The sequence below is a fragment of the Sinorhizobium prairiense genome (assembly GCF_029201645.2).
GTDB classification, from domain to species: Bacteria; Pseudomonadota; Alphaproteobacteria; order Rhizobiales; family Rhizobiaceae; genus Sinorhizobium; species Sinorhizobium meliloti_A.
Genome location: NZ_CP104133.1, coordinates 1,402,250 through 1,428,667, shown reverse-complemented (window position 1 = coordinate 1,428,667; position 26,418 = coordinate 1,402,250). Strand labels below are relative to the sequence as shown.

23 protein-coding genes and 2 pseudogenes are annotated in these 26,418 nt (G+C 61.9%); 12 read left to right on the top strand and 13 right to left on the bottom strand.

Features of this window, described 5'->3' with window-relative positions:
• Positions 1-62: 62 nt before the first annotated feature.
• Both N0Q91_RS30000 and N0Q91_RS29995 read left to right on the top strand, forming a co-directional pair.
• A pseudogene (locus N0Q91_RS30000) lies at positions 63-178 on the top strand (site-2 protease family protein); the annotation flags it as partial.
• A gap of 120 nt (positions 179-298) precedes the next feature.
• Entirely contained in the window at positions 299-799 is a 501-nt protein-coding gene (locus tag N0Q91_RS29995; RefSeq protein ID WP_275599067.1) for a DUF1772 domain-containing protein, read from the top strand.
• Between the two features lie 8 nt (positions 800-807).
• On the opposite strand, the gene N0Q91_RS29990 is transcribed toward N0Q91_RS29995, so the two are convergent.
• Entirely contained in the window at positions 808-1,290 is a 483-nt protein-coding gene (locus N0Q91_RS29990) for a DUF1772 domain-containing protein (RefSeq protein WP_275599066.1), read from the bottom strand.
• A 176-nt stretch (positions 1,291-1,466) separates the two neighbouring features.
• Between N0Q91_RS29990 and N0Q91_RS29985 the strand changes: the two genes are divergently transcribed.
• The gene (locus tag N0Q91_RS29985; RefSeq protein WP_275599065.1) at positions 1,467-2,717 is read left to right on the top strand and encodes a S41 family peptidase; all 1,251 of its coding nucleotides are present in this window, start codon (positions 1,467-1,469) and stop codon (positions 2,715-2,717) included.
• 51 nt (positions 2,718-2,768) lie between these two features.
• Here the strand turns inward: N0Q91_RS29985 and N0Q91_RS29980 are convergent, their stop codons facing one another.
• Entirely contained in the window at positions 2,769-3,767 is a 999-nt protein-coding gene (locus N0Q91_RS29980) for an ABC transporter permease (protein WP_004434515.1), read from the bottom strand.
• A gap of 29 nt (positions 3,768-3,796) precedes the next feature.
• Entirely contained in the window at positions 3,797-4,537 is a 741-nt protein-coding gene (locus N0Q91_RS29975; RefSeq protein ID WP_018097000.1) for an ATP-binding cassette domain-containing protein, read from the bottom strand.
• A 417-nt stretch (positions 4,538-4,954) separates the two neighbouring features.
• On the opposite strand from N0Q91_RS29975, the gene N0Q91_RS29970 reads away from it, so the two are divergent.
• Positions 4,955-5,944, top strand: a complete 990-nt coding sequence (locus N0Q91_RS29970) for a sugar-binding protein (protein WP_004434499.1) — start codon at positions 4,955-4,957, stop codon at positions 5,942-5,944.
• 59 nt (positions 5,945-6,003) lie between these two features.
• On the opposite strand, the gene exsH is transcribed toward N0Q91_RS29970, so the two are convergent.
• Positions 6,004-7,401: an endo-1,3-1,4-beta-glycanase ExsH gene (exsH, locus tag N0Q91_RS29965; protein WP_275599064.1), complete on the bottom strand. Its 1,398-nt coding sequence runs from the start codon at positions 7,399-7,401 to the stop codon at positions 6,004-6,006.
• 176 nt (positions 7,402-7,577) lie between these two features.
• Here exsH and N0Q91_RS29960 point away from each other — a divergent pair, with 176 nt between their 5' ends.
• Together N0Q91_RS29960 and N0Q91_RS29955 are read left to right on the top strand one after the other, a co-directional pair.
• On the top strand, positions 7,578-10,301 hold the full coding sequence (locus N0Q91_RS29960; protein ID WP_275599063.1) for a PAS domain S-box protein: 2,724 nt from the start codon (positions 7,578-7,580) through the stop codon (positions 10,299-10,301).
• Positions 10,298-10,681 (top strand): response regulator, encoded by a 384-nt coding sequence (locus N0Q91_RS29955; RefSeq protein WP_100670348.1) that lies wholly within the window; start codon positions 10,298-10,300, stop codon positions 10,679-10,681. Before N0Q91_RS29960 ends, N0Q91_RS29955 begins: the two co-directional genes overlap by 4 nt.
• An 85-nt stretch (positions 10,682-10,766) precedes the next feature.
• Here N0Q91_RS29955 and N0Q91_RS29950 read toward each other — a convergent pair whose 3' ends face one another.
• Positions 10,767-11,018: a helix-turn-helix domain-containing protein gene (locus tag N0Q91_RS29950; RefSeq protein WP_018097005.1), complete on the bottom strand. Its 252-nt coding sequence runs from the start codon at positions 11,016-11,018 to the stop codon at positions 10,767-10,769.
• 839 nt (positions 11,019-11,857) lie between these two features.
• Here N0Q91_RS29950 and N0Q91_RS29945 point away from each other — a divergent pair.
• Positions 11,858-13,678: an ABC transporter ATP-binding protein/permease gene (locus N0Q91_RS29945; protein ID WP_275599062.1), complete on the top strand. Its 1,821-nt coding sequence runs from the start codon at positions 11,858-11,860 to the stop codon at positions 13,676-13,678.
• Between the two features lie 47 nt (positions 13,679-13,725).
• Here the strand turns inward: N0Q91_RS29945 and queE are convergent, their stop codons facing one another.
• From queE to queC, 3 genes are read right to left on the bottom strand one after another with little or no spacing between them, the layout of a single operon-like run.
• On the bottom strand, positions 13,726-14,463 hold the full coding sequence (gene queE, locus N0Q91_RS29940; protein ID WP_127712266.1) for a 7-carboxy-7-deazaguanine synthase QueE: 738 nt from the start codon (positions 14,461-14,463) through the stop codon (positions 13,726-13,728).
• A complete protein-coding gene (gene queD / locus N0Q91_RS29935) occupies positions 14,460-14,816 on the bottom strand; it encodes a 6-carboxytetrahydropterin synthase QueD (protein WP_275599061.1) in 357 nt (118 codons plus the stop codon). Before queD ends, queE begins: the two co-directional genes overlap by 4 nt.
• A complete protein-coding gene (gene queC / locus N0Q91_RS29930) occupies positions 14,816-15,526 on the bottom strand; it encodes a 7-cyano-7-deazaguanine synthase QueC (RefSeq protein ID WP_275599060.1) in 711 nt (236 codons plus the stop codon). Before queC ends, queD begins: the two co-directional genes overlap by 1 nt.
• A gap of 413 nt (positions 15,527-15,939) precedes the next feature.
• Here queC and N0Q91_RS29925 point away from each other — a divergent pair, with 413 nt between their 5' ends.
• The 3 genes from N0Q91_RS29925 (at position 15,940) to N0Q91_RS29915 (ending at position 17,378) form a co-directional block, all read left to right on the top strand.
• On the top strand, positions 15,940-16,479 hold the full coding sequence (locus N0Q91_RS29925; protein ID WP_018097010.1) for a hypothetical protein: 540 nt from the start codon (positions 15,940-15,942) through the stop codon (positions 16,477-16,479).
• Positions 16,480-16,542: 63 nt separating this feature from the next.
• Positions 16,543-16,920: a hypothetical protein gene (locus tag N0Q91_RS29920; protein WP_275599059.1), complete on the top strand. Its 378-nt coding sequence runs from the start codon at positions 16,543-16,545 to the stop codon at positions 16,918-16,920.
• 11 nt (positions 16,921-16,931) lie between these two features.
• Positions 16,932-17,378 carry a hypothetical protein gene (locus tag N0Q91_RS29915; protein WP_275599058.1) on the top strand — a complete coding sequence of 149 codons (447 nt, stop codon included), beginning with the start codon at positions 16,932-16,934 and terminating at the stop codon, positions 17,376-17,378.
• 155 nt (positions 17,379-17,533) lie between these two features.
• On the opposite strand, the pseudogene N0Q91_RS29910 reads toward N0Q91_RS29915, so the two are convergent.
• A pseudogene (locus N0Q91_RS29910) lies at positions 17,534-19,349 on the bottom strand (ABC transporter ATP-binding protein).
• 532 nt (positions 19,350-19,881) lie between these two features.
• On the opposite strand from N0Q91_RS29910, the gene galE reads away from it, so the two are divergent.
• Positions 19,882-20,868: a UDP-glucose 4-epimerase GalE gene (gene galE / locus N0Q91_RS29905; RefSeq protein ID WP_275599057.1), complete on the top strand. Its 987-nt coding sequence runs from the start codon at positions 19,882-19,884 to the stop codon at positions 20,866-20,868.
• An 88-nt stretch (positions 20,869-20,956) separates the two neighbouring features.
• Here the strand turns inward: galE and exoZ are convergent, their stop codons facing one another.
• The 4 genes from exoZ to exoY are packed head-to-tail and all read right to left on the bottom strand — an operon-like array spanning position 20,957 to position 25,275.
• A complete protein-coding gene (gene exoZ / locus N0Q91_RS29900; protein WP_275599056.1) occupies positions 20,957-21,964 on the bottom strand; it encodes an exopolysaccharide production protein ExoZ in 1,008 nt (335 codons plus the stop codon).
• The gene (locus N0Q91_RS29895) at positions 21,961-23,268 is read right to left on the bottom strand and encodes an O-antigen ligase family protein (protein WP_275599055.1); all 1,308 of its coding nucleotides are present in this window, start codon (positions 23,266-23,268) and stop codon (positions 21,961-21,963) included. The genes exoZ and N0Q91_RS29895 overlap by 4 nt, the downstream gene beginning before the upstream one ends.
• Positions 23,269-23,275: 7 nt before the next feature.
• Complete coding sequence (gene exoF / locus N0Q91_RS29890) at positions 23,276-24,541, bottom strand: exopolysaccharide production protein ExoF (RefSeq protein WP_275599054.1); 1,266 nt, start codon at positions 24,539-24,541, stop codon at positions 23,276-23,278.
• 53 nt (positions 24,542-24,594) lie between these two features.
• Positions 24,595-25,275, bottom strand: coding sequence for an exopolysaccharide production protein ExoY (gene exoY, locus N0Q91_RS29885; RefSeq protein WP_100670362.1), 681 nt, complete (start codon positions 25,273-25,275; stop codon positions 24,595-24,597).
• Positions 25,276-26,045: 770 nt separating this feature from the next.
• Here exoY and exoX point away from each other — a divergent pair.
• The gene (exoX, locus tag N0Q91_RS29880; RefSeq protein ID WP_004434938.1) at positions 26,046-26,342 is read left to right on the top strand and encodes an exopolysaccharide production repressor ExoX; all 297 of its coding nucleotides are present in this window, start codon (positions 26,046-26,048) and stop codon (positions 26,340-26,342) included.
• Positions 26,343-26,418 lie beyond the last annotated feature (76 nt).

Below are 26,418 nucleotides of genomic sequence, written 5' to 3'. Positions count from 1 at the left end.
CTTCGGCGACAGATAGCGGAGGGGCACGACAGTTTGGTGAAGGCTCCCTGAAGCTTTTGTGACTGGTGAAGCCATTCGCGACCCTTAACCGATCGGGGACCATCGACGACGCCATCGACACACTGCTTGCCACCACGCAGCGCAATTTCCGGTGGTCGATGCCGCCGGCCACTTCGAGCCCGAGGATTGATGGAACCGAATCGGCGCTCCGGGGTTCGGGCCACAACCCTGCGGCGCTGCGCGTCTTGGGGAAACACGCAAGTCGAGGAACCTGCAGCAGGCAAATCGGATCGACTTAATGCTCGTGACGGTAGAAGTTCTCACGATCGTCCTGGTCGCGATAGCAACGGCACTGGCCCTTGCTCATGCACTCGAGTTGCCCGGCAAATTGCGATTGCCTAAAGAACAATATCTGGCGATGCAGGCAATCTACTATCCGGGCTTCACCATCGGGGGCGCAGCAGAGCCGGCGGCCCTGCTTCTTACTGCCGCTCTCCTCTTCCTGATGCCCGGCGGGACGACGGCATTCTGGCTGACGGCCGGGGCATTCGCCGGGCTGCTGGCGATGCACGCGGCGTACTGGATCCTGACGCACCCCGTGAACAACTTCTGGCTCAAGGATACGCAGTTGGGAGGAACGGGTGCGCGCTTTTTCGCTTTCGGCGCGCAACGCGCTTCGACGGCCGCGGAAAACGCGGACTGGACCGTCCTGCGGGACCGCTGGGAGCGATCCCATGTCGTACGGGCCGTTCTCGGCCTCGCCAGCCTCGTATTGCTCGCAACGGCGATAGCTCTCTGAGGACTGCGCTATGTGCCACTGCCAAGGCGCGGTGCCAGCAGGGCGATAGAAATCGACCCGAAGGCGAGGACCTTCAACGCGGCGACGGCCATGTGGCCCGTCTCCCATCTGAGGCGTATCGCTTCGAAGTCCGGCGGGATCGGGCCTGGTTTCCAGGTGGCCAGGATCGCATTTGCCGGAGCGACCAGCGTGAACCACGCCGCCAGCGCTCCAGCAAAGAAAACCGCGCCGGCGAGGGCGAACCAGAACGCCGGCCGCTCATTGGCGAGCAGGTAGGAAAGAAAGCACGCCGCCAGTATCGTCGTGACGTCGAGCGGCGCGCCGACCTTTGCAAAAAGCGCGAACTGGCCGTTGAAGACGGTCGCCTCGCGCCACAGTTCCGGCGCCCAGACGAACAGCCGGGGCGGCGCCTCCAATACATGGGCGAAGGAGGGGCCGAGGCTGAGAGCGGCGAGCAGCAGCGATACCAGGCCTGTAAGATAAACGACCATTTCCCCGCCTTTACGTATGTCATCGGCAGCCTGGCCTACAACTTTGGCGATGGGCAAGTGTTCCATGAAAAGGAGAGACTATGCCGCTCTCGCCGACCTCACGGAATGTTGTTGAGAGAGGCCTCACTGCAGTCGCCGATGTGCCGGTATGATCCCCGGAGAACGGAGATCGATCCATGCACGCGAAGATGCCCGGGGGCCTGTTGGCCGGGTTCCTGCTTCTCCTCGTTCCTGCCCAGGGCTTCGGCCTCGACCTGCCGCGCTCGGGTCATCCGATATTCGACCGTGTCGTCACGCTTGTCGTCGACAACTTTCACGATTCCGCAGCGCTCGACGGCTTCGGCGCAGCGGTACGGCAGGAACTCGATGGCGTAGACCCGCTGAACGAGAAGAGCACGGAGCCCCGGGTCGATGCTGCGGTCGAGAGAGTCCTCGCGAGCCTCAACGCGTCGCATACGGCTCGCTTCACGCGGGATACGATTGCCTATTACGAACTCGCCGACATATTCCGCTACGCTATCCGCCACGACATGAAGCGGCTGTTCCCGCCGGATGGCCGGGCCAGCTATGCCGGGGTCGGCATGGTCGCCCGAAGGGAAAACGGCCTGCTGTTCGTCAGCGACGTCTATGACGGTTCGCCTGCGGACAAGGCGGGTATCCGGGTGGGCGACGAGGTTCTGTCGGTGGATGGCGCGCCGTATCGCGAAATCGAATCCTTCCGCGACAGGATCGGACAAGAGGTGGAGATCCGCCTGCGCCGTAATCGCGACGCACAGCCCTTCACGGCCAGTGTCGCGGTCGAACGGCTGCGGCCCTTGCCCACATTCGAAAAGGCGATCGAGAACAGCGTGTCCGTCAACGAGAGCGATGGGCGGCGCATCGGTTATCTGCGTCTTTGGACCCTTTCAAGTCCCGACGGTCTCGACATCGCGGCGCGGGAACTGGCGACCGGCCGTCTCAAGGACGCCGATGGCGTCGTCGTCGATCTGCGCGGACGCTGGGGCGGCGGTCCGCCCGACGCGGCGGAGCTCTTCGTCGGCGATACGCCGAACTTCAGGCTGATCTCCCGCAACGGCAAGGATATGCTCGCCAATGTCCGCTGGCGACGCCCGATCGTCGCCATCATAGACGAGGGATCGAGAAGCGGCCTCGAACTCTTCGCCTATGCGTTGAAGACCAACGGAATCCCGCTCGTCGGGGCGCGCACGGCGGGGGCGCTTCTCGCAGGCCGCGCCTATATCCTGCCGGACGACAGCATTCTGGAGCTTGCGGTTTCCGACGCGGTGATCGATGACGGCGTACGGCTGGAGGGGCGCGGCGTCGAGCCGGACGTAACCGTTCCGTTTCCCCTGCCCTATGCCGACGGACGCGACCCCCAGCGTGAAGCCGCCATGGAAGAGATGCGGCGAATCCTCGCCAAGGGCTGAGCCGGCGAACCGGTTCTTGAATGCGGGCCGCGTCGGCCCGCCTTCCCTCGTCTATTCGCTTTGCCGGAAGTTTCGGATCCGGTCGAAAAGCACCGCGAGCACGATGGCGCCGCCGATGAAGGCGCCCTGCCAGAATGCGTTAATCCCGAGCAAGCCGAGGCTGTTGCGGATCACCTCGATCAGCGCAGCTCCGATCAGGGCGCCGGAAGCCGTGCCGGCGCCGCCGGCAAGATTGGCGCCGCCGATGACGGCAGCAGCGATGACCTGAAGCTCCATTCCTGCACCGATATTGGTCGTCACGGCGCCGAGCCAGCCGGTCTGGATGATGCCGGCAATCCCCGCCGCGAGCGCGGAGATCATGTATACGGCAACCTTGATCCTTCTCACCGGAACGCCGGTGAGCGTCGCGGCGTGCTCGTTGCCGCCGATGGCGAAGACGTAGCGGCCGAACTTCGTCCAGCGCAGAACGAAGCCGGTGAGGAGCGCCAGGACGATCATGTAGAGCACCGGATTGGCGATGCCGAGGAACCAGGCGCCGCCGCCAAGAGCCAGGAGCGTGTCGTGGTCCGGGCCGAACTCGAATACGACCGTATTGTTGGAGGCAACCATCGCCAGGCTTCGCGCGATCGAGAGCATTCCGAGGGTGATCACGAAAGGTGGAAAGCCGAGATAGGCTATCATGACCCCGTTGAATGCGCCGGCGACCAGCGCCGTGCCGATCGAGGCGGCAATACCCACCTCTATGCCGTAGCCGGCATGCATAACCACGGCCAGCACCATGCTGCACAGGCAGAGAACCGACCCCACCGACAGATCGATGCCGCCGGTAATGATGACCAGCGTCATTCCGAGCGCGATAATCGCGACGAAGGTGAAGTTGCGCGTGATGTTGTAGAGGTTTTTGGCCGTTGCGAAGGAGTCGGTGGCAACCGACAGGAAGAGGCAGGCGAGGATGACCGCCACCAGGACCCAGAATGCCTGGCTGGCCAACAGGAACGAGAGCCATCCGCGGTCTCTCTGTCCGACTGCTCGATCGAGCGTAATTGCCATTGTCGACCTTCGCTTTCTTTCCGAATGGTTCACACCTGTTCGATGGCGCCGGTGATCAGGCCCGTCACCTCCTCCGGCGAACTCGCGGCGATCGGCTTGTCGGCAACCTTCCTGCCCCGCCGCATAACGATCACCCGGTCGGCGACGGTAAAGACGTCCGGCATACGGTGGCTGATCAGCACGACGGCGATGCCCCGGTCGCGCAACTCGCGGATCAGGTTCAGCACCTCGGCCACCTGCCGCACCGAAATGGCCGCCGTCGGTTCGTCCATGAGCACGATTTTGGCCTCTGAAAGCATCGTCCGCGCGATTGCAACCGCCTGCCGCTGACCGCCCGACATTTGCCTGACCAGGTTGCGCGGCGGCGTCTCCGACTTCAGTTCTTTGAAAATCTCGCCGGCGCGGCGGTACATCGCCCTGTAATCGAGTATGCGCAGCGGCCCGATGCCGCGCCTGATCTCCCGCCCGAGAAAGACATTTGCAGCAGCCGTGAGGTTGTCGCAAAGCGCCAGATCCTGATAGACGATCTCGATGCCGTGCTGCCGTGCCTCGACCGGGCGATGCATCACGAGTTCCGCACCGTCGAGCCGGATCGTTCCATGGCTCGGCCGGAAGTTGCCGGCCATCATCTTGACCAGTGTCGACTTGCCGGCGCCGTTGTCGCCCATGAGCCCGACCACCTCGCCGCGGTCGAGCGAGAGCGACACGTCGCTGACCGCCTGAATGGCGCCGAAATGCTTGGAAATATTGACGAGTTCGAGAACTGCCACAGCCGTTTAGCCTCCCGAAGCAGCGGGCCGCCTCCTCGGTCGCTTGCCCCCGCTCTCGCGCTCTCCCGGCAAGGCGACCGCTTCCATTTACGCAAATGCGCGGGAAAGCGTCAATCAATAGTCCTACAAATCGCTCCGCACATACGCTGAAACGCATATTGTCATACAAATAGTCGTTGACGTGCCGTTCGCGCGGATATTAGCTGGTGCTGGGAGGAGAGCATGCTGATCCTTGTCCCCGGGGCACGGACAGGGTCAGGCGGACCTCATCGCGGCGCTGCTTGACGATCCGCGCGCGACCGGCCGCTCTTCAATGCCTCGATGGATCGACGGCTGCGCGACGCCGCCGCCTACCCGAAACTCTGATATTTCAAGGCGCGGGCACGCGCGTGTCCGCTTGTTTCAAGGGAGGAAGGAATGAGGAAGGCACTATTGCTTGCCGTTGCCGCTCTGGCACTCAGCGCCGGAACGGCCATGGCCCAGAAGAAACAGCTCGTCATCGTGGTGAAGGGGCTGGACAATCCCTTCTTCGAAGCGATCAACCAGGGTTGCCAGAAGTGGAACAAGGAAAATCCGGACTCGGAATACGAGTGCTTCTACACGGGTCCGGCTTCGACCTCGGATGAGGCCGGCGAGGCGCAGATCGTTCAGGACATGCTGGGCAAGGCTGAAACCGCCGCAATCGCCATCTCGCCATCCAATGCGAAGCTCATCGCCCAGACGTTGAAGACCGCCAATCCATCGGTTCCGGTCATGACCGTGGATGCGGATCTCGCCGCCGAAGACTCTGCCCTGCGCAAGACCTATCTCGGGACCGACAACTATCTGATGGGCTACCGCATCGGCGAGTACATCAAGAAGGCCAAGCCCGATGGCGGCAAGATCTGCACCATCGAGGGCAATCCCGGCGCCGACAACATTCTGCGCCGCGCCCAGGGCATGCGGGACGCCCTGACCGGCCAGAAAGGCCTGGCGGAACTCAAGGGCGAAGGCAACTGGACCGAAGTGGCGGGCTGCCCAGTCTTCACCAATGACGACGGCGCCAAGGGCGTGCAGGCGATGACCGACATCCTTGCCGCCAATCCCGACCTCGATGCTTTCGGGATCATGGGCGGGTGGCCGCTGTTCGGCGCGCCACAGCCCTATCGCGATCTGTTCAAGCCGATGGCCGACAAGATCGCCAAGAACGAATTCGTCATCGGCGCTGCCGACACGATCGGCGAGGAGGTCGCCATCGCCAGGGAAGGATTGGTCACCGCTCTCGTCGGGCAGCGGCCATTCGAAATGGGCTACAAGGCCCCGCAGGTCATGCTGGACCTGATCGCCGGCAAACCGGTCGAAGACCCGGTCTTCACCGGCCTCGACGAGTGCACCAAGGAGACCGCGGATACCTGCATCCAGAAATAGTTAGTCGAAGGCCGGCAGCCTGCAGCGCCGCAGGATTGCCGGCCTTCGCACTCCCTGGTTCAGATCTGCCAGTCCGCGTCGAGCGAATAGGCTTTGATGTAGTCGACCTTCATTTCGGACCCGTCTGCGAGACCGTCGCTGGGCGTGCCGGCGATGCCGCCGACCGCCAGGTTGACGAGCATGTACATCGGGTCGTGCATGTCGGAAGGCGTATCGGCGCGCGCGATCGCCGCATCGTCGAAATACCAGACGATCTCTTCTTCCGTCCAAAGCACCCCGTATGTGTGAAACCCGCTCGCATCTGCGACCTTCACCGCATTTTCGATGCTCGTTCTCGAGCCCGTTTCGTTGGAATGCACCGTGGCGATGACAGTATTCGGGTCCTGTCCGCGCATTTCCACGACATCGAGTTCCGGCGGCCAGGAACCGTCGGCGGGCAGCAGCCAGAAGGCCGGCCAGACGCCCTGGTCGTCCGGCATGTCCGCGCGCATTTCGAAATAGCCGTAGGTTTGGGCAAAGGACGAGTAGGTCGTCAGCATTCCGGACGTGTAATCATAGCCGTTGATCTCGGCCTGGATCGCCTCCGACGCCGGCGCGGCCGTGATCGTCAGCACGCCGTTATGGACGGAGAAGGGGTTGACGGAAGCGGTCGGCTCATAGCTCGGATTGATGTACCATTGCTGCTCGCCGTTACTGGAAAGCGTCGCTCCTTTTTCCGGCGCCCACCAGAATTTGGCGTCCCAGACTCCGCTTGTACCGTTTCTGAGCTGAAGCGTATTGAACTCGTCCGAGAAACTCTGAGACAGGACGGAGCGGTCGAGGCTTAGCCTGAACTGGTGCGCCTGCAATTCGTCGGCGGTGGTGTTCGCGAATACCAGGCTCTCGCCATCGGCGAGATGGAGCCGGAGATCGGCGCCCTCCTGAGCCACATTGGACAGAATCTGCTCGAACGACGTGAAGCCGTAGCCGTCGAGGCGTACGATGTCGTCATAGTTGAAATCGGTAATCAGGTCGCTTCCGTTGCCTCGCGCAAACACGAAGGTGTCGGCACCGCCCGCGCCGATCAGGACGTCGTTGCCGCCGCGCCCGTCGATCGTCTGCGTTCCCGACGCGCCCTTTATGATGTTGTCCGTATCGTTGCCGAATGCGAAACGACCGCTTCCGGTAACCGTGAGGTTCTCGAAGTTCGCCGGCAGGGTGTAGCTCATCCACGTGCTTATCGTGTCGACGCCCTCGCCGGCCGCTTCCGATGCCCGGTTGATCGACGAATATAGGTAGTAAATGTCGTCGCCTCTGCCGCCGATCATGGTGACGTTCACGGAGCTGTCGCCCCACATGGAATCATTGCCGGCAGTGCCATGGAGCGTGGGGCCAGAGCCGGTGGCGGAGAACCAAGCAGTCGAACTGCCGCTGTAGTAAAGCGGCGTTCCCACGGCGTTCAATACGGTTTTGCTCATCGAAATGTCTCCGGTTTGATGTTCGGTTTCCTCCGCTCACCCCGGCGCTGATCGCGTCCTCAGGCCTAATCTAGACGGGGCTGCCGTTTTAATAACCCCCAAGAGTTTGGGGACGGGCGCGGAACAAAGCAGCGATGGCTGCGTTCTTTGAAGTTGGCGGCGGCTGCGGAGGGAACATGCACGGCGCAGAAATTCTACCCAAAACGACGATCGACGATGTCACGACTTCAGAGGCGACCGATTATCGGGCCGTGCTCGACGCACTCGCGGTGCCGGTATACGCGACCGACGCTGAAGGTATCGTCACTTACTGCAACGCCGCGGCGGTGGCCGTTGCGGGGCGCGAGCCGGAGCTCGGTAAGGATCGCTGGTGCGTCAGTTGGCAACTGAGGCGGCCGGACGGCTCGCCTCTTGCGCACGACCAGTGCCCGATGGCGCGCGCATTGAAAGAAGGGCGGCCGATAAGGGGCGAAGAACTTATCGCGGTCCGTCCGGACGGCACCTCGGTCCCGCTTCTCCCGCATCCGACGCCGATCTTCGACGACACGGGCGCATTGACAGGAGCCGTCAATCTTCTCGTGGACCTCAGCGGCGCGAAGGATATGGAGCGCAGTTCCCGCTATCTCGCCGCGATCGTCGAATCTTCCGACGATGCGATCGTCGCGAAGAACCTGGACGGGATCATCACCAGCTGGAACCGCGGCGCGCAGCGGCTTTTTGGCTATACGGCGGAAGAAGTTATCGGCAAGTCGATCACCCTCCTCATACCACCGGAACGTCTGAGCGAGGAGCCCGGCATTCTCGAACGCATTCGTAGAGGCGAACTGGTCGACCATTTCGAGACCAAGCGCCGGCGCAAGGACGGGACTCTCGTCGATATTTCGCTCACCGTTTCGCCCGTCAGGGATGCAACCGGCCGTATCATCGGCGCCTCCAAGATCGCCCGCGACATCACCGAGACGAAAAGCGCGGCAGAGGCATTGGCTGCGCGCTTTCGTGAGCAGGCCGCACTGTATCGTCTGACCGAAAGGGTTCAGCGTACCAAACGGATAGAAGAAGTCTACGAGGCGACACTGGACGCCATCCAGGGCGCGTTGAATTGCGACCGTGCGTCGATTCTGCTTTTCGACGATTCCGGGACCATGCGGTTCGTCGCCGCCCGCGGCCTTTCAGAGCATTACCAGCGCGCCGTCGACGGACACTCCCCTTGGCATACGGGAGCGAACGAACCCGAGCCGATCTTCGTCGAGAATATCGACGAGACGGAAATCTCGCGAGAGCTGAAGGAGAGCATAGTCGGCGAAGGTATTGGCGCGCTCGGCTTTTTCCCGCTCGTCACGGAAGGCAGGCTGATAGGCAAATTCATGACCTATTACGACCGGCCACATCAGTTTGCGGAAACCGAGATCGGCATGGCGCTTACCATCGCGCGGCAACTCGGATTCAGCATTCAGCGCATGAGAGCCGAATATGCGCGGCGCCAGGCGGAAGAGCAGTTGCGCCGCAACGAGGCGAACGAAAGGGCGCGCGCGGCCGAGTTGGCCGCGATCATGGAGGCCGTCCCGGCTTTGATCTGGATGGCGCGCACGCCGGATTGCCGCGTCATCAGCGGCAATAACAGCTCCTACGAGATTTTGCGGCTACCGCACGACAGCAACCTTTCGATGTCGGCGCCTCCCGGCGAGCACCCCACCAACTTCCGCGTTTTCTCGGAAGGGCGCGCATTGTCGCCGGAGGAGATGCCCGTACAAAGGGCGGCGCGCGGCGAAGAGGTGCAGAACTTCGAGCAGGAAATACGCTTCGACGACGGAAGCTCCCGTCATATCTTCGGCAACGCGACTCCGCTGCGCGACGTCACAGGCGAAGTGGTCGGAGCCGTCGCTGCCGCTGTCGACATCACCGGACGCAAGCAGGCCGAGGAGGCGCTCCAGGAAAGCGAACGGCGCCTGCAGCTCGCACTGGATGCCGGACATATGGGCGCCTGGGAGTGGAACCTCGAAACGGGTGAGGTGATCTGGTCGCCGGGGCTGGAGGCGCTTCACCGTATCGAGCCCGGATCGTTCGGTGGAACGCTGGCCGACTTCAAGCGCGACGTACACCCGGACGATCTTCCCTTGATCGAGCGCGAGATGGCCAGGGCGATCGAAGCAGAGGGAGACTACCACGTCGTCTACCGTGCTCAGTTCCCCGATGGGGCCATCCGGTGGATCGAGGCTTTCGGACAGCTTTCGCCGCGCAACGGCCCCAAAAGGCGTCTGATCGGCGTCTGCATGGACATCACGGAGCGCCGGGAGGCCGAAGCGCAGCGCAATCTCCTCGTCGCCGAGCTCAGCCACCGCGTGAAGAACACGCTGGCGATCGTCGGCTCGATCGCACGACAGACCTTCTCGACCAATCCGGACGCCACCGCGGCGCACCGTTCCTTCGATGCGCGCATAAGGGCGCTCGCGCAGACGCATACGCGCCTGGCGGAGGCGAGCTGGTCTGGAGTTTCCCTGAAAACCGTGCTGTTCGACGAACTGGCACCCTATCAGGACGACGGCAGGACCAACGTGACCCTTGCGGGGCCGCCGGCGATGTTGCCGCCCAAGCATGCGCTCACCCTCGGCATGGCGGCGCACGAGCTTGCAACCAATGCCGCGAAACATGGGGCACTCTCCGTCAAGAGCGGAAAAGTCGATATCGAGTGGATGATCGACGTGGCAAGTGAACGGCTGCGGATATGCTGGAGCGAGACGGGCGGACCGGCGGTTGTTGCGCCCAAGCACAACGGTTTCGGGCGTCTGTTGCTCGAGCGGATCCTCGCCTCTGATCTTGGCGGTGAAGTGCATCTCGAGTTTGCGCCGCAAGGCCTGGTTTGTACGATCGACGTTCCTTATCCGCGCGGAGCTCCGGGATGAACCCCGGCGACCGATGCCGTGTGCTCGTCGTCGAGGACGAGTTTCTTGTCGCGCTTCAGATTGAAGACGATCTCGTCGCGGCGGGCTATTCGGTGATCGGCCCATTCACGAGCCTCGCACAGTCGATTTCCGCAGTCCGCGCACACCCGTTCGATATCGCGACCCTTGACCTGAACCTACGAGGCGAGTTCGCCTATCCACTTGTCGATGAACTCATGGAGCGCGAGGTGCCGGTGCTTCTGTTGACCGGTTACACCGTGTTTGACTTGCCTGAACGATTTCGTGCCCTGCCTCGCCTGGCAAAACCCTTCAACGGCACGCAGCTCATCCAGAAGATAAAAGGCCTTCACCCGTTTCATGGCAGCCCGGCCGGCGTATGAGCCGGCCGGGCCAGATTACAACGGGTCACGGTGCTGAGCGCTTCCGGCAGAGGGTGGCGGAACCGCGCACCTCGTTCTGCCGATCTCACATTTCCGTGGGCAGGAAATGGGAAAGCGGCACCTGCAGTGCGCCGGCGACGCGCTTGAGCTTCGCCGGGCTGAACTCCGTGCCGTTCTCGATATCGTTGATTTCGACGACGGCGAGGCCGCAGGTGACCGCGAGATCCTCGATGCTGTAGCCGACCGCTTCACGCGCGGCCTTGACGCGAGCGGCGATGTCGCCGTTGGGCATCGGAGCGGCTTCCTTGTCGCCAATGTTGGAGGGTGAAATAGACATAAATGTCTCCTTCTCTTGGCATGAAAATTCTTACGAATTTTGCTGTTGAGTACGGGTCGACACGCGTCACTGCATGCCCCCTGAACCGCAATTCAAGGGAAAAGACATGCAACAGATAAAAGTGCTGCAGCAACCTTTGTGCGCGTGAGACGCGCGGCGCTGCAGGACGGCGGTAACGTTTTATGTCATCGCTGTAACATGGACAAGCCGAAATCGCTCTTGTGCACCGGAAGCGCCAGTCGAGCACCGGAATGTCGATTTCGGCATCGTGGGGTTGCGATGTCCCGATTCGGCCACCGGCCCGAGAACCGCGCTCAAATATTGCTGACGACGGGCAAATGTCCGGCGGCGATAACGGTCAGGCCTCGTAGATCACAAAAGTTTACTGTATAGGCGGTGGGAGCTGTCAGGTACTTCCCATGCGACAGTTGCAGAAGAAAATCTCGAATACATTCAAAGGGTCGCACGTCGTGGCTGCATGCTCAGCGATGCCGTTCCGGAAACGGGTGGGGTCCGACTGTCTCAGGAACGGATCAAAATCCGGTTTTCAGGCGGCGCCGTTGTCCATACATTGAGCAGTATGGGGATTTCTAATTTAGCTCTATTACAGATTTTTAACGGCCTATTTGCTTCGTACCGACTGTTGCTCGGCACTGAATCTCCACTTGTCGGACCGCCGCCGCCGAGCATGAAACCGGGCGCTGCCATACGGCACTTGCTCCGGCCGGCAGATTGTTCAAGCCACAGAGGCGACCGTAAACACAACGTCCCGGATCTTTTCCGTTCGCGCTTTTCGCGGATTAGACTGGGATGCCGTGTGCGCCGAGGAGAAATTGGAGATGAAGAACCAAACCGGTAATGAGGCTCAGGCCCGAACGCCCACCGCCCCACCGGAAGGCAGCAGTATCTGGCAGCAGTTCGAGATGATGCGGCACGCCTTCGTCGACTCGCCGGTTTTGAAGCCTATCCTGTGGCTCGCGGCCGGCAGCTTCACCATAATCATCGTCACCGCCATCGGGCAGATCGTTCTCAATCGCTGGTACCGGCCCTTCTTCGACGCGATCGAGCGGCGTGATCTCAACAGCTTCTTCTATCAGCTCATGCTGTTCGTCCTGCTCGCCGGCGTCCTTCTGGTGTTCAACGTCGCCCAGCAATGGCTCAATCAGATGGTGCGCTTGAAGCTGCGCGAAGGGTTGACATTGGACTTGATCGGCCAGTGGATGCGGCCGCGACGTGCCTTCCGACTGGCCAATGCCGGCACGATCGGCGTGAACCCGGATCAGCGCATGCAGGAGGATGCCGGACACCTTGCCGATCTCACGACCAGCCTCGGATTCGGCCTCTTGCAATCGTCGATCTTGCTCATTTCGTTCGTTGGCGTCCTCTGGTCCCTTTCAGCGGGCTTTGCCTTCCAGATCGGCGAACGATCGCTCGAAATTCCGGGCTACATGGTGTGGGCTGCAATCCTCTACGCCGGCTCCGCGTCGTGGCTGAGCTGGCTCGTCGGCCGCCGGCTGATCGTTCTGAACGGCGAGCGCTATGCCCGCGAGGCCGATCTTCGCTTCTCGATGATGCACGCCAACGAGCATATCGACGGCATCTCGCTTGCTGGCGGCGAGGCTGGAGAGCGACGGCGTCTGCAACTCGACCTCTCCTCCGTGCTCGACGCCACGCGCAACATATTCCGAGCCGAAATCAATCTTGCCTGGGTTCAGGACGGCTATGGCTGGGTCACGGTCGTCGCGCCGATTCTGGTTGCGGCGCCCGTCTATTTCGCGGGAAACATCAGCTTCGGCGGCCTTATGATGGCGGTGGGGGCGTTCAATCAGGTGCATTCGTCGCTGAAATGGTTCGTCGCCAATGTAAGTGCGATAACGGACTGGCGCGCAACGCTGCTGCGCGTTGCCGCCTTCCGCCGCGCGCTGATCACCGCAGACACGCTGCATGGCGACGAAAAGCGTATCGACTTCGTCGAGAACGACACTGCCACCATGACGTTCGAGAACCTCGAGGTGGTCTCCCGCTCGGGGCGAACCAGGCTGGCAGAGTCTCGTATCGAGATAGCCCCCGGTCAACGGGTCAACATCATCGGCGATCCGCGTGCCGGGAAGACGCTGGTCTTCCGCGCGCTCGCCGGGCTCTGGCCCTGGGGAAGCGGTCGCGTGGGAATGCCTGCCGGCGAAACCGTGGCCTTCATTCCTCGCGCGCCTTATTTCCCCCGCGGCCGGCTGCGCGACGCCCTTGCCTATCCGCACGCCGACAGTTTTCCCGACAAAGTGCTCGTGACTGCGCTTTCGAAGGTCGGGCTCGACCACCTTGCGACTTCGCTCGATCGCGAGGCCCGTTGGGAACGCGAACTCGGCGACGACGAGCAGCGCCTCCTGGCCTTCGCCCGGCTTCTCGTGCAGAAACCCCGCTGGGTCGTCATCGACGAAGCGCTGGAGACCATGGACGCCGATGCCCTGAAACGGGCACTTTCGATCTTCGAGGCCGACCTGCGGGAGACCGCGGTAATCAAGATCGGCCGAACGCCGCGGAACGGAGTGCAGTTCTCTCGCGTGCTCCATCTCGTCAAGGACGCCGAAGGCCCGGCCCTGAAGCCGGTTCGCCTCGGCGGTGGCGTTTCGGGCCTGGAGGTGGCCGCACGCGGTGCGCCTTGAAGTCGGATCAGCCGTGCTGCGGCCTGACCAGACGCGCGACTGCTGCTTCAAACACCCCGCCTGTTGCCCCAGATGAGGACATGCAGTTGCGGCAGGACCCGCGCCCCGAACCAGCGGTCTGCAACGACCCTGTCGACCAACCAGCGCATCCGCTCCATCACGCCGTCGATATCGATCGGCGCGTCCGCCTGGTCCGCGGGCGGCGGCGTATGATTGCCGGGCTGCAGATAGACGGGCAGATCCGGCTGGCGCGCGGCGGCGGCCCGCGCATAGGCATAATCCGTCTCGTCGAAGACCACGAACTTCAACACCGTCTGCGGCTTGCTCCCAGCACTGCGGCGACAGTCGTCCAAGGCTTCCCAGTCGGTCTCCATCCCGCTCGAGGGCGGCTTGGGACTGAGCACCAGAACGTCGAGAGCGGCGAACCAGTCGCGGGCAAGCGAACCTTGCGTTTCCAGGGCAAATCGATAGCCCTTTTCGAGCCCGCGGGCGATCAGATCGCCGAACGGCTGTATTGCCGGGTTGCCGCCCGATAGCGACACCATCACAGCTTCTCCGCCCGAAAGCCGAACGATTTCCTGCCAGACCTCCTCGGTCGACATCTTTTGCCATTCATGCCGGTAGCTGCTGTCGACGGCATGGAGGCTGTCGCACCAGGAACAACGGAAATCGCAGCCGCCGCTCCTGACGAATACCGTCGGCAGGCCGATCAGCACCCCCTCCCCCTGGATCGTCGGTCCGAAGATCTCGCTAACGCGGATTTCGTCGGATCGGGTGTGGATCATGGGCGATACTCCGCCCAGGTCTTTGCCGTCTCGCTGACGCGAACGGCCGTCGTCTCGGGTAGCCGGGCTCTGCACCATTCGTAGAAATGCTGCGCCAGGCATTCCGCCGTCACCCGATCGTGCCCGAGCACGTCGTTCAGATGGCGGTGGTCGAAGCACTCGTCGATATATTCCTTCAGCGGTGCGAGCTCGTGATAGTCGCGAACGAATCCATGCTCGTTCAGCCTTTCGCCGGAAAGCTCGACCTCGACGATGTAGTTGTGCCCATGCAGCCGGGCGCATTGATGCTCGGCCGGAAGGCTCTTCAGCTGGTGCGAGGCGGAGAAATGGAATTCCTTGGTGATGCGGAACATCATTTCACCTCTTCGGCAACGAAGGAGCCGGTCGCCGCGACCCAGAAAAGCGGATCGTCGTACTTCGTCGGATCAGGGACACCCGCGAGGTGAAAGGCTTCGCGCCGCTCGACACAGGTGCCGCAGCGCCCGCAATGGTGCGCGCCGCCCTTGTAGCAGGACCATGTCTCGGCAAAAGGCGTGCCGTGCCTGGCTCCGTCCGCTACGATGTCGGCCTTGGCGACGTTCACATAGGGCGCATAGAGCGCAACATCCGCATATCCGTCGAGCGCGCGGTTCTGCATCGCCTGGAAAGCGTCGATGAAACCCGGCCGGCAATCGGGATAGATGAAGTGGTCGCCGCCATGCACGGCGGTCGCGACCGCATCCGCCTTGCGGGCTGCAGCGACGCCGAAGGCGATGGCAAGCATGATGGCGTTGCGGTTCGGCACCACCGTCGCCTTCATCGTCTCTTCGGCATAGTGCCCGTCCGGCACGTCCAAATCGTCGGTCAGCGCCGATCCGGTGAGATGGCGGCCGATCTCGCGGATGTCGATGATCTGGTGCGGGACGCCGAGGCGCATGGCGCAGGCGGCGGCGAAATCCAGTTCCTTGCGGTGCCGTTGGCCGTAATCGAACGACAGGAGGCCGGAAAGCGACTGTTCAGCCGCGACCTTGTGCGCAAGCGAAACGGAATCCAATCCGCCTGAGCAGATTACAATTGTCTTCATGACAGGTGTCCTTGTTTTGACCGGGTAGGCTGCGACCGGAGTTCTACTGCGCGCCTTCTAGGCCATAGAGGACCGTTTGTGAATGGCCGACCGGTATGGAAGGAACGGATTGTCCAACGGCCAAAAATCAAAAACAGAGCCACAGGGCTCCCCCCGGGAGCAAGCACTGTCAGTTTGTTGAAAAGGGTTGCCCGAAAACCAAGGGCACAAAACGAACCGCATGCCAGCCCGGTTCCATTCGCAAGCGCCGCTCGGACCTATGCACGCGCCGAACCGACAAAGGTCCGATCGTCTTCCAGACTATGTGCCGGCATCCCTTCGGTCCGAAGTCCCAGCCCGGAACACGTTACGCGGGTTTGGGTTGGTAGGCAGGTTGCAGCCTCAAGGACATCAACGTCAGGAAAGGAACTCCAATGCGGTATTTCATCAGGACGGCCCTCGCGGCGGGCCTTCTCGCGGGCACCACCCTCGGCGCGTTCGCGCAATCGAGCACAACGATCGGCACCGGCGGCACCAGCGCCGGCGGCGGGACCTCGAGCAGCACCGTCGGAACGGGCGGAAGTTCGGCTGGTGGCGGTTGCGATCCGAACACCAGCGATTGCCAGTCCGGCTCTGCATCGACACTGGGAACGGGCGGATCTTCGGCCGGCGGCGGTACGTCAAGCAGCTCGGTCGGGACGGGCGGATCGGCCGCCGGCTCGGGTAGCGCCGGCTCCGCTTCGACCCTTGGCACCGGCGGCTCTTCCGCAGGCGGCGGAAGCTCCAGCAGCTCCGTTGGAACCGGTGGTTCAGCCGCTGGGTCGGGTGGCGGAACATCGGATGAGACCACCGGCAGTGTCCAGGGCGATGAAAACAGCGCCCGCGACGCCGCCCAGGATGATGAGAGCAACAAGAATTGTCCTCCTGGCCTCGCCAAGCAGGACGCCTCCAAGGGCAACAAACCGTCCTGCTGACGTCAACTCGGCTGGCTTCGGAGCGCCCTCCGAAGCCAGCGTTTTTCAAAAGGAGGAGCTCCGATGACCTCCAGTTCATTTTTAATCCCGGCTGTCACGGCACTGTTCGCGGCTGCTATGGTCGCCCCGGACCATGCCGTGGCGAAAGAGATCAAACTCGATGACGGTTCGACATGCATGGTCATCGAACAAGAACAGTCGGAAGGGGGCGGCGTTTCGTCGTCGGTCACAGCGGGGTCTGGCAGCGTATCCTCGTCCACGACGGTTGGCGGCGGCGCGTCAGCGAGCAGTGGGTCTGCCAGTAGCAGTTCCGCATCGTCGGCGACGAGCGGATCCTCCGGCGGAGAGAGCTTTGCGACCGCGAGCGTGACCCGCCCCGATGGCACCACCATTACGCGCCGGTCGGATGGAACCTGCGCAATCATCCAGCCGAAAAAATGAAAGGAGCTGTGATGCTTCGAAGAACGATACTCGCAATTTCCGTCGTGATGTCGGCAACGGCTGCCTTCGTACCAGCGCACGCTCAGGACTGCGATGTCGCCGGAACTGTCGGATCTGGCGGAAGTGCCGCGGCCGGAGGCACCTCAGCCAGCACGTTGGGAACGGCCGGCACATGCAGAACCGATGACGGAACGACATCGTCGATCGGCGTCGGCGGAAGCGCAGCAACCTCGCAAGGAAAGGCAAAGAGCCAGACGAAGGTAAACGAGAATCCCTCCCAGCTGCAGGGACAGTCCAAGGCTCAGGCCATGGACAAAGGAACGTTCAGCAAGTCACAGACCAAGACCAAGGTTACGGACGACGGACTGCAGAGCCGGACGAAGACCATGTCCCATGTTCCGGGCGAGAAGCCGACCAAAAGCACGACGAATACGTTGATTCCGTTGCCGCAAGAGTGACTGCGGCATTCGGGCCTCAGGCTGGCCCAAGACCTTGTAACTCGTTGAAATTGGCGCGGCCCTGCCTGCCGAGCCGTGCGCCTGTCTACACGACCGGTCGATCGCTGCATCTTTGCTCGCAGCGGTCGACCGGCCGTTTGCCCGGGCTTGTGGCCTCATCCCTCGCTGAGAATGAGCCCCTTCGTCAGCTCCAGTGCCTGTCTTTCGAAGAGACTGCGATAGATGCCGCCCTTGACGCGGATGAGCGCCCCGTGATCGCCTTCTTCCGCAATGCGGCCCCGATCGAAGACCAGCAGCCGGTCCAGCGCACGCACGGTGGAAAGCCGGTGTGCGACCACGAGCGTGGTGCGCCCCGTCATCAGTCGCTCCATCGCCTGCTGGATCAGCACCTCGGACTCCGAGTTCGAGGCTCGACGTCGCCTCGTCCAGGATGAGGATGGGTGCATCCGCCAGAAAGGCGCGGGCAATCGCCACCCGCTGGCGCTCGCCGCCGGAGAGCTTCACACCACGTTCGCCGACCAGCGTCCCATAGCCCTTGGGCAAGGCGGCGATGAAGTCATGCGCGCTGGCAAGCCTTGCCGCCTCCTCGATGTCGCGTTGCGTCGCTCCCGGCCGTGCATAGGCGATATTCTCGGCAAGCGAGCGGTGAAACAGGATCGGCTCCTGCTGCACGATGGCGATCTGCTGGCGCAGCGACGCCTGGGTGAAGTCGGCGATATTCTGTCCGTCGATGCGGATCTCGCCGGCATTCAAATCATGGAGCCGCTGGATCAGCTTGATGAACGTCGTCTTGCCGGAACCGGAATGCCCGACGAGACCGACACGCTCGCCGGCCGCAATATTGACCGAGAATCCCTCGTAGAGGGGTGCGCGATGGGCCCCGTAGTGAAACGTCACATCGCGGAACTCGATCTCGCCCTCGGTGATGCGGATGGGCTTTGCGCCCGGCCGGTCCTCGACGCCGAGCGGCTGGCCGTGAATGGCGACGAGCTCCTCCATGTCGTTGATCGACCGCTGCAGGTTGCGGATATGCATCCCCACCTCCCGCAGATAACCCTGCAGGATGAAGAACGAGGTGAGCACGAACGTTATGTCGCCTGCAGTCGCCTGCCCTCTCGCCCAGAGCAGGAGGGCAAAGCCGATCACGGCCGCGCGCAGGACGAGCAGCATTGCGCCCTGCGCCGTACCGTTGAGCGTGCCGCGCGACCAGGTACGACGCGTCCGGTTCTCCCATTTGCGGAGAACCTTGGCGAGACGCGCGTCCTCGCGCCCTTCCGCACCGAAGGCCTTTACGACGGTATTGCAGCTGACCGCATCGGCGAGCGCCCCGCCAAGCCGTGTGTCCCAGCTGTTGGCAAGGCTCGCCATCGGCGCCACATAGCCGAGCGACAGGGAAACGGTAACGGCGATGAAGGCGATCGAGCCGAGACCGATGATCACCCCCATCATCGGCCAGTACCAGGCCATCAGCGCCGTGGACCCGACCAGCATGACGATAGAAGGGAAAAGCGCGACGAGAAGCGTATCGTTCAAGAGATCGAGCGCCCACATGCCGCGCGTGACCTTGCGGACCGTGGAACCGGCGAAGCTGTTGGCATGCCAGTCACTGGAGAACCGCTGGATGTGATGAAAGGCGGCCGCAGCGATATCCGACATCATCTTCAGCGTGAGGCTGACGATACCCATGAAGGTCACATGCCTGAGGATGATGGCTCCGAACGACAGGGCCATCAGCATCATGAAGGCCGCCATCGCCGCGTTCCAGGCAACCTCGTCGCTCGCCGCACCTGAAATCACCGCGTCGACCAGCCGGCCGGAGTAGAGCGGCGTAAGCACATCGGCGAGCGTCGAAAGCAGCACGGTTGACAGTAGAGCCGCGAGCCGCACCGGCTGCTTCTTCCAATGGGCCCAGGAGAATCGAAAAACGCTACGGAAGGCGCGGTTGCGCGCCGTGAAACGAGTAAATGCCATAGGTGTTGCCCGGTGACGAGCGCACCGGCCTCAATATTTCGAAAGCGTGAAAATGCCGTTGGGGAAAGGGTCAGAACGGCATCAGCGGATCGCCGGCTTCTAAGAAGAAGCGGTGGGGCGATGACAATTCCTGCCTGCTGCGAAGAAGCGCGAACGCTTGCGTCAGAAGGTCAGGATCGTGGATCCGCCCCGTAGGGAGAAGAAAATGCCTGCATCGTAACCTCCCTAATCTGATTGCCGGAGGACCGCTTATAGTTGAGGACGCGGCGCGCGCCAAGCGCCAATATTGTATTTTCCTGCAAGCAGAGCCGGCGTGCTGCAAGTTTGCAACAGTTTGCCGATCACGGCGCGTCATGCGGCCAATTGCCCGCGGCATCCGGGATCGAACGTCGGTTCAGTCTGGGGTCCCCGCCGCGAAGCTGTTGAAAATGCCGCGATTTTGCAGAACTTTCATAATGTGTTGGAAATTTCGCCGCTATTCATTGCAAAGCCTGCCCTGTCGAATTTCAGAAATCATCCTCAGAGGTTGCCCGTGCAGAACAACAACATTCTCGTGGTCGGCGGCGCCGGCTATATCGGCTCGCATACCTGCCTTCAGCTTGCGGCAAAGGGTTACCAACCCGTCGTTTACGACAACCTCTCCAACGGCCATGAGGAATTCGTCAAATGGGGCGTCCTCGAAAAGGGCGACATTCGTGACCGGCAGCGTCTTGAAGAGGTTCTTGCCCGGCACAAGCCGCGGGCGATCCTGCATTTCGCGGCGATGATCGAGGTGGGCGAGTCGGTCAAGGACCCGGCCGCCTTCTATGACAACAATGTCATCGGCACGCTGACCCTTTTGTCTGCGGCGCTTGCCGCGGGCATCGATGCCTTCGTCTTCTCATCGACGTGCGCGACCTACGGACTACCCGACAGCGTGCCGATGGACGAGAGCCATAAGCAGGCGCCGATCAATCCCTATGGTCGCACCAAGTGGATCTGCGAGCAGGCGCTGAAGGACTACGGTCTCTACAAGGGCCTTCGCTCGGTCATCCTGCGCTATTTCAATGCCGCGGGCGCAGACTTCGAGGGCCGCATCGGCGAATGGCACGAGCCTGAGACCCATGCGATCCCGCTCGCCATCGATGCGGCACTTGGGCGGCGCGAAGGCTTCAAGGTCTTCGGCACCGACTACGACACGCGCGACGGAACGTGCGTCCGCGATTATATCCACGTCCTCGATCTGGCGGATGCCCATGTGCGGGCGGTCGACTATCTCCTGGAGGGTGGCGAGAGCGTCGCACTCAATCTCGGGACCGGCACCGGTACCACGGTGAAGGAGCTGCTGGACGCGATCGAAAAAGTGGCCAAGCGACCGTTCAACATCGGCTACGCAGAGCGCCGGGAAGGCGACTCGACCACGCTTGTCGCCAACAATGACAAGGCGCGTCAGGTTCTCGGCTGGGAGCCGCGATATGATCTCGCGGCGATCACCGAATTGGCCTGGAACTGGCACTCGCGCAGAAATCAGGGCGGCTGATCTTCCCGACCAGCGACCGTGGCTGCCGGAAACGATGGGGGCAGCCCGGTCCTCCAGGTAAACCGTTCGGGCTTTTCCTGGAGCTGCTCTATTCGGCCGCCCGGCGTGCCGGGCCCGCCGTGACACGCCGGGCGCGGCCGCGCCGGAGCAACGGGCGTTCGAGCATCATATAGGCAGCGATCCCTATGAGCGTTCCCGAAAGAACCCCCGCGAACATCGTTGCGGGTGCGCCGAGACCGATCGCAAGGCCTGCCTTGGCCACGACAGAAATCGCAAATGTGTGCCACAGATAGATCGAATAGGAGGCGTCTCCTAGAAGCCCCGGCAGCGGCAGCGCCCGCACGCAGCCGTTCACCTCGAGCGAAAGCACCCCGGTGACGAGCAGAACCGCCAGCGGCCCGGTCGTCAGTTCGTCGAATGGCAGGCCGAGCACACCGATGAGAGCGAAGCCGCCGAGCGAGCAGGCGAGCAGCGCAGATCCGACGGCGAGCGGCGGTACCCTGCCCTTCAGCCAGAATTCCCCGATGATCATGCCTGCGACGAATTCCAGAATGACCGGTCGCGTATAGGTCAGCATCACCGGATCGTCGAAGGCGACCACGCGGCCCGCGATCACCAAGGCAAGGAACAGCCCTGTGACGACGGGCAGCCGCCAGTTGCGCGGCATTAACAGCGAGCCGGCGAAGACCGCGTAGAAGAGCATCTCGAAATTGAGCGTCCAGCCCTGCACCAGCACAGGCCAAATCTCTCCACTGCTCGGCGAGCGCGCGGGCACGAAGAACAGCGACGCCAGAACATGTTCCAGTGTCAGCACCAGATTGGGGAACAGACCCGCCAGTGCCCCGGCGACCATCACGGCGGTCGCGAGCCAATAGACCGGCACGATGCGGCGGCAGCGATCGGCGATGAATTCCACCGGGGTCACGGATCGGCGGTCGCTGATGACCCACATGATGAAGCCGCTGATGACGAAGAAAACATCGACGCCGGCGGCTCCGATCGTGAAATGATAGCCTGTCTTTTCCGCAGCATGGAAGAGCACGACGGCGATTGCCGCAGCCGCGCGAAGATACTGAATACCGTAGATCGTCTTCAATGGCCGTCTCCCGGCCGCGGCATCATCGGGCCGAAAGACCGCCCGTATGGCGCCGGATGGAATCCTGCCGGCCAGAGCAGGGTCGCTGCCTGCCGGCGACGCGGTATCGTCAGTTTCCCCGCCGTGAAGTACAAAAGGAAGGATCCGACGTGGTAGGGGGTGAGAATATCGATTTCGACGAAGGCACGAACGAAGAGCAGCGCGCCGACACCGAAGAGCACCATCGCCTCCGGGTCGCGATCCTCGGCGAGCAGGCGCTTCAACTGGCCGACGAGCGCTATGACCAGCACCATGGTAAGCAGGATCAGGCCGACCAGGCCCGTCTCCACGACCGCTTCGATAAAGGTGTTGTGGAAATGGAACCCGGCGCGCGAACCGATATAGAACTCCTCCCATAGACGCTCGGCCTCGGAGAAGCCCTGCACCCAATAGGCCTGGTAGCCGACGCCGAAGAGCGGCGACGCCTTCGCCGCCTCGATGCCCTGCTGCCAAAGATAGGTGCGCCCGGTGAGCGTCGAATCCTTGCCGAAGGCGCCGAGGATCAGATCGACGCCGCCGGCATAGATCATCGCGACGGCGGCAACGCCGCCGAACACCGACGCGGCAATGAAGAGGAGCTTCCTGCTCGCGGGACGCAAAGCCGTGATCGCCCGCATCCCGAGGCAAAGACCGATGACGGCCGCGGTCGTCAACACGGAGGTCGCCGATTGCGACGTCAGCAGGCAATAGGCGGCAAGCAATCCGGCAACCCCTGCTGCGCCCATCCACAGCCCCTTTTCCCCGAGCACAAAGACGGCCGCGAAGGCGAAATAGATGCCGAGCGAGGCGTAGAAGCCCAACTGGTTCTTCGACGCGAATGCGCCAACGAAGCTGTAGGTGCCGTCCAGCGGATCGTAATGATAGGTACCGAAGAGCAGCGAATAGAGGAGCACGATTGCGGCGCCCGCAATCATGCCGCGCGTCAGCGTGCGGATGTCGATCGTGCGCATCGCGATGAGCGCGCAGACGACATGGCTCAGATACTGTATTCCGGTGCGCAGCGACAAGGACGCGGCCGCAGACCAGAAGATCGAAATGCAGGCGAAGATGGTGAAAGCGAATATCCAGAGATAGCTGGCGTAGTTGCCGAGAACCTTGCGGTAGTCCACGAGGACGAGCGGCAGCCACAGGCCATAATAGGCGAGGATAGAAACCTGTCCGAAGCGCGCCGAATAGGCAAAGACGAAGAGCGACAAGGCCAAGGCGAAGATGCCGTAGACTTCATTCGCTCCAGGTCTGACAAGGCTCGCCTTGGATATCCTCATGCCTGCCTCACCGCATTGCCAAGGCAGTATTCACCTTGATGACATCGCCCGGGAGCACGGGTGTGTTCTCGTCGGCGGCGATTTCGGTCGGCTTGCCGTCCTTGTCGCGAATGATCGAATAGGTAATCTCGGCGGCCTGATCTTCGAGTTGGGCGGCATCCGCCGACTGCAGCAGCGCCTCGGTCATGAGATCCCGGCTGGTGCCGAGCTTCAACGTCAGCGTGTCCAGCTCGGCTTCGGTGTTCTGCAGTTCCTGAGCGAGCTGAGCATCCCAGTCGTTGCGGAGATTCGTTTCGTCCTGCGCCGCCTTGCTCGCATCCTGCTTTGCCTTGAGGGATGCGGTGTCGATGTCCAGCAGTGACGCCTGAACGTCTGCGACCCGCTGCTCGAGGGACAGTTTGCGCTGGCTGAGCGCCAGCCCTTTTTCGGCAAGGCTGTCGACCTTGTCGCGATCCTCGGTGGCAAGTTCGAGCTGGCGCGCCTGCGTTTCGGCTTTCTTTGCGAGTGCTTCTATCTCGCTTTGAAGAAGGGATCTCAGATCGGCAAGCGCATCGAGCTGACGCTTCTGGCGCTTGTCACGCGATTCCATAAGCGCGATCTCGCTGGCGAGCAGCTTGTCGGCGTCCGGAACGTTCTTGAGCTCCTCGGGCATGGGGATTGTGTCGCGCTTGCCGATTTCGGCAAGCAGTCGCGCGCGGCGAATGAGCAGGCGGCTGCGTTCCGCAACCTGCACCGCGGATTCCCCGCTGGCATTGATGTAGTCGCGCGCGAATCGCTGGCCGTTATCAGCCCGCCGCAGCCCTCCCCCGAGACTGACGGCCTTCAAGACCGTCAAGTTGGGAGCATAGGGGTATTCTCCCGGCGTCTGCACCTCGCCGGAGAGATAGATCGGACGATATTGCGCCATCTCCACCGACGCGGATGGGCGATCCCTGAGGCCGAAAAGCTTCTGCATCTTGACGCCGATCTCTTCGGCCACCTCCTGCGTCGTCTTGCCGGAGGCACGCAGATCGCCGACGAAGGGCAGGGAAAGGTTGCCGGATGGGCCTACCGTATAGTCGCCGCTGACGGCAGACCAGTCGCGGACCGTTCCTTCGGCGGTTTGCCACTCGGCCACGCGAACCCGCAGCTTGTCCATGACGCCGAGCCGGTATTCATCGGCCGACGCCAGCGACGCCCCTGAGGCTGCGAGTGCAGCAAGGAGCGCCAGGCGGGTAAAATAGGAAGCCATGCGGGAACCAGCGGATTTCGCTGATCGTCTATTCGATTGCATTTTTGAATATTTCCGTTGCTCGACGTTGCCCGTGCCGGGCCGGCGCCAAGATTTCAGTAGCTGCCGCGGGAGAGGCAGACGGCAGGGATCGTCTTGAAGACAATGACAAGGTCGGCGAAAAGCGACCAGTTCTGGACATATTGCGTGTCGAAAGCGACGCGCGTGGCGTAGGAGACGTCGTTGCGGCCGCTGATCTGCCAGAGCCCCGTCAGGCCGGGACGCGAACGCAGATAAAACACGGCGGCCGAATCATAGAGTTCGAGTTCGTCTTCGACCACCGGACGGGGGCCGACGACGCTCATTTCACCGCGAATGATGTTGAGGAGTTGCGGCAACTCGTCGAGGCTGAGCTTACGCAGGACTGTCCCGACAACGGTGACACGCGGATCATTCTGAAGCTTGCGTGTCGTACGCCATTCTTCATAAGCGTCGGGATTGTTCCTGAAAAACTCTTCCAGGACCTGGTCGCCCTTTTCCATCATCGTACGGAATTTGAGGCACTTGAAGGATTGGCCGTTGTGACCGATTCGACGATGGCCATAAAAGACGCTGCCGCCGTCCGAGAACTTGACGAGGGCCATGATGAGCAAAAAGAGCGGGCTGAAGAGAAGGAGGGCCACGGAGGCGGCAAGAATGTCGAAACTGCGTTTTGCCATGCCCCCGATCGGTCGGACTGCCCCGGTTTCCTCGGGGATAAAAAACGGCGAACTGGCCGAGCGAGTCGCGGACTTCATAGAGGTGACTCCATTTACGTTGGCGATTGTCGGTCCCGTGGGACGCGGGCTCATCTAACGTGAGTGTGTGGTCAGAATTTGTTTTTTAAAGGCGGAATGATGGCAGCCCTCCGGCGCCCTTCCCCCAGAGGCTTCAAGCCAGCTAAAGTCGCGAAATATTACGAAGAGTTAATTTCGGAGAGCGCAAATCAGGGTCAGGATAGTTCCCCGCGGCATCGCACACCGGAAACATCATCGAGGGCTAGTTATTTCGGATTATAAAGTATTGTTAATAGACGCATCATTCTGCACTGGCGGACGGCGGACCACTGGCGCCCGAAATTGACGCGCGGCAACTTTCCTCGACAGTTTTTGCATTGCAACATTTTATTGCGGCGCACAGTTGCTCGGGCTACCCGCCCAAACAGGTGTAACAAAAGTTGATTGGAAAAAAGGGCCGGCTACACGCCGTTAGAGGCAGCGTGCAAGACAGCTTTACGAAAGGCCCTGCAATTTTAGGGGCACGGCGACCGCGTTCGCTCCGCATCCATTCCATGCGGCAAACTGCCCTCGAAATGGGGAACTTATCCGTGATCACACCCGTTTGAATTGTGCGAAATGGAGCCAATGCTTAAAGACGGCGGAAAGATTTCCGATGTATGCTCGACTGCAACAAAGTAGCGTTTCCTGGTTGAAGAGAAAAGCGGGCGCTAATATAGTGGCCGGGCAGGAGGAGAGGGCAACAACTCTAATGAGGTTCCCAATCGCAGACCCGAAGGTAGGTTAGCGCCATGTTCGCACCGCGTGTTTTTCTGAGCATGATCGGCGCGTTGGCGGCTTTTGCCGTTGCAACTTATTACCTCAACGGATCGCTCGCCTCGACGGCGATTCAGACCCTGATCTGCGCAGTCCTTATTCAGGTCGGCTACTTCGTCGCCGTCCTGTTCCTCGTATGGAAAGAGGCACGGGAGCGCCGCAGGCTTTCTTCTCAGAAGCAGTTCGTGACGGCCGAAGCCGCCAACGATGAGAAGCAACCGGGGAAGGTCTCGTTGCGCAGACTGAACCGGCCTCATCATCTCAATTCCTGAGCGGCTGACGCTGCTCTCCTTCGCACTTGCAAAAAATTTTTCGCCTGACGCGTTTGCGACATGATCGCGCGGCATG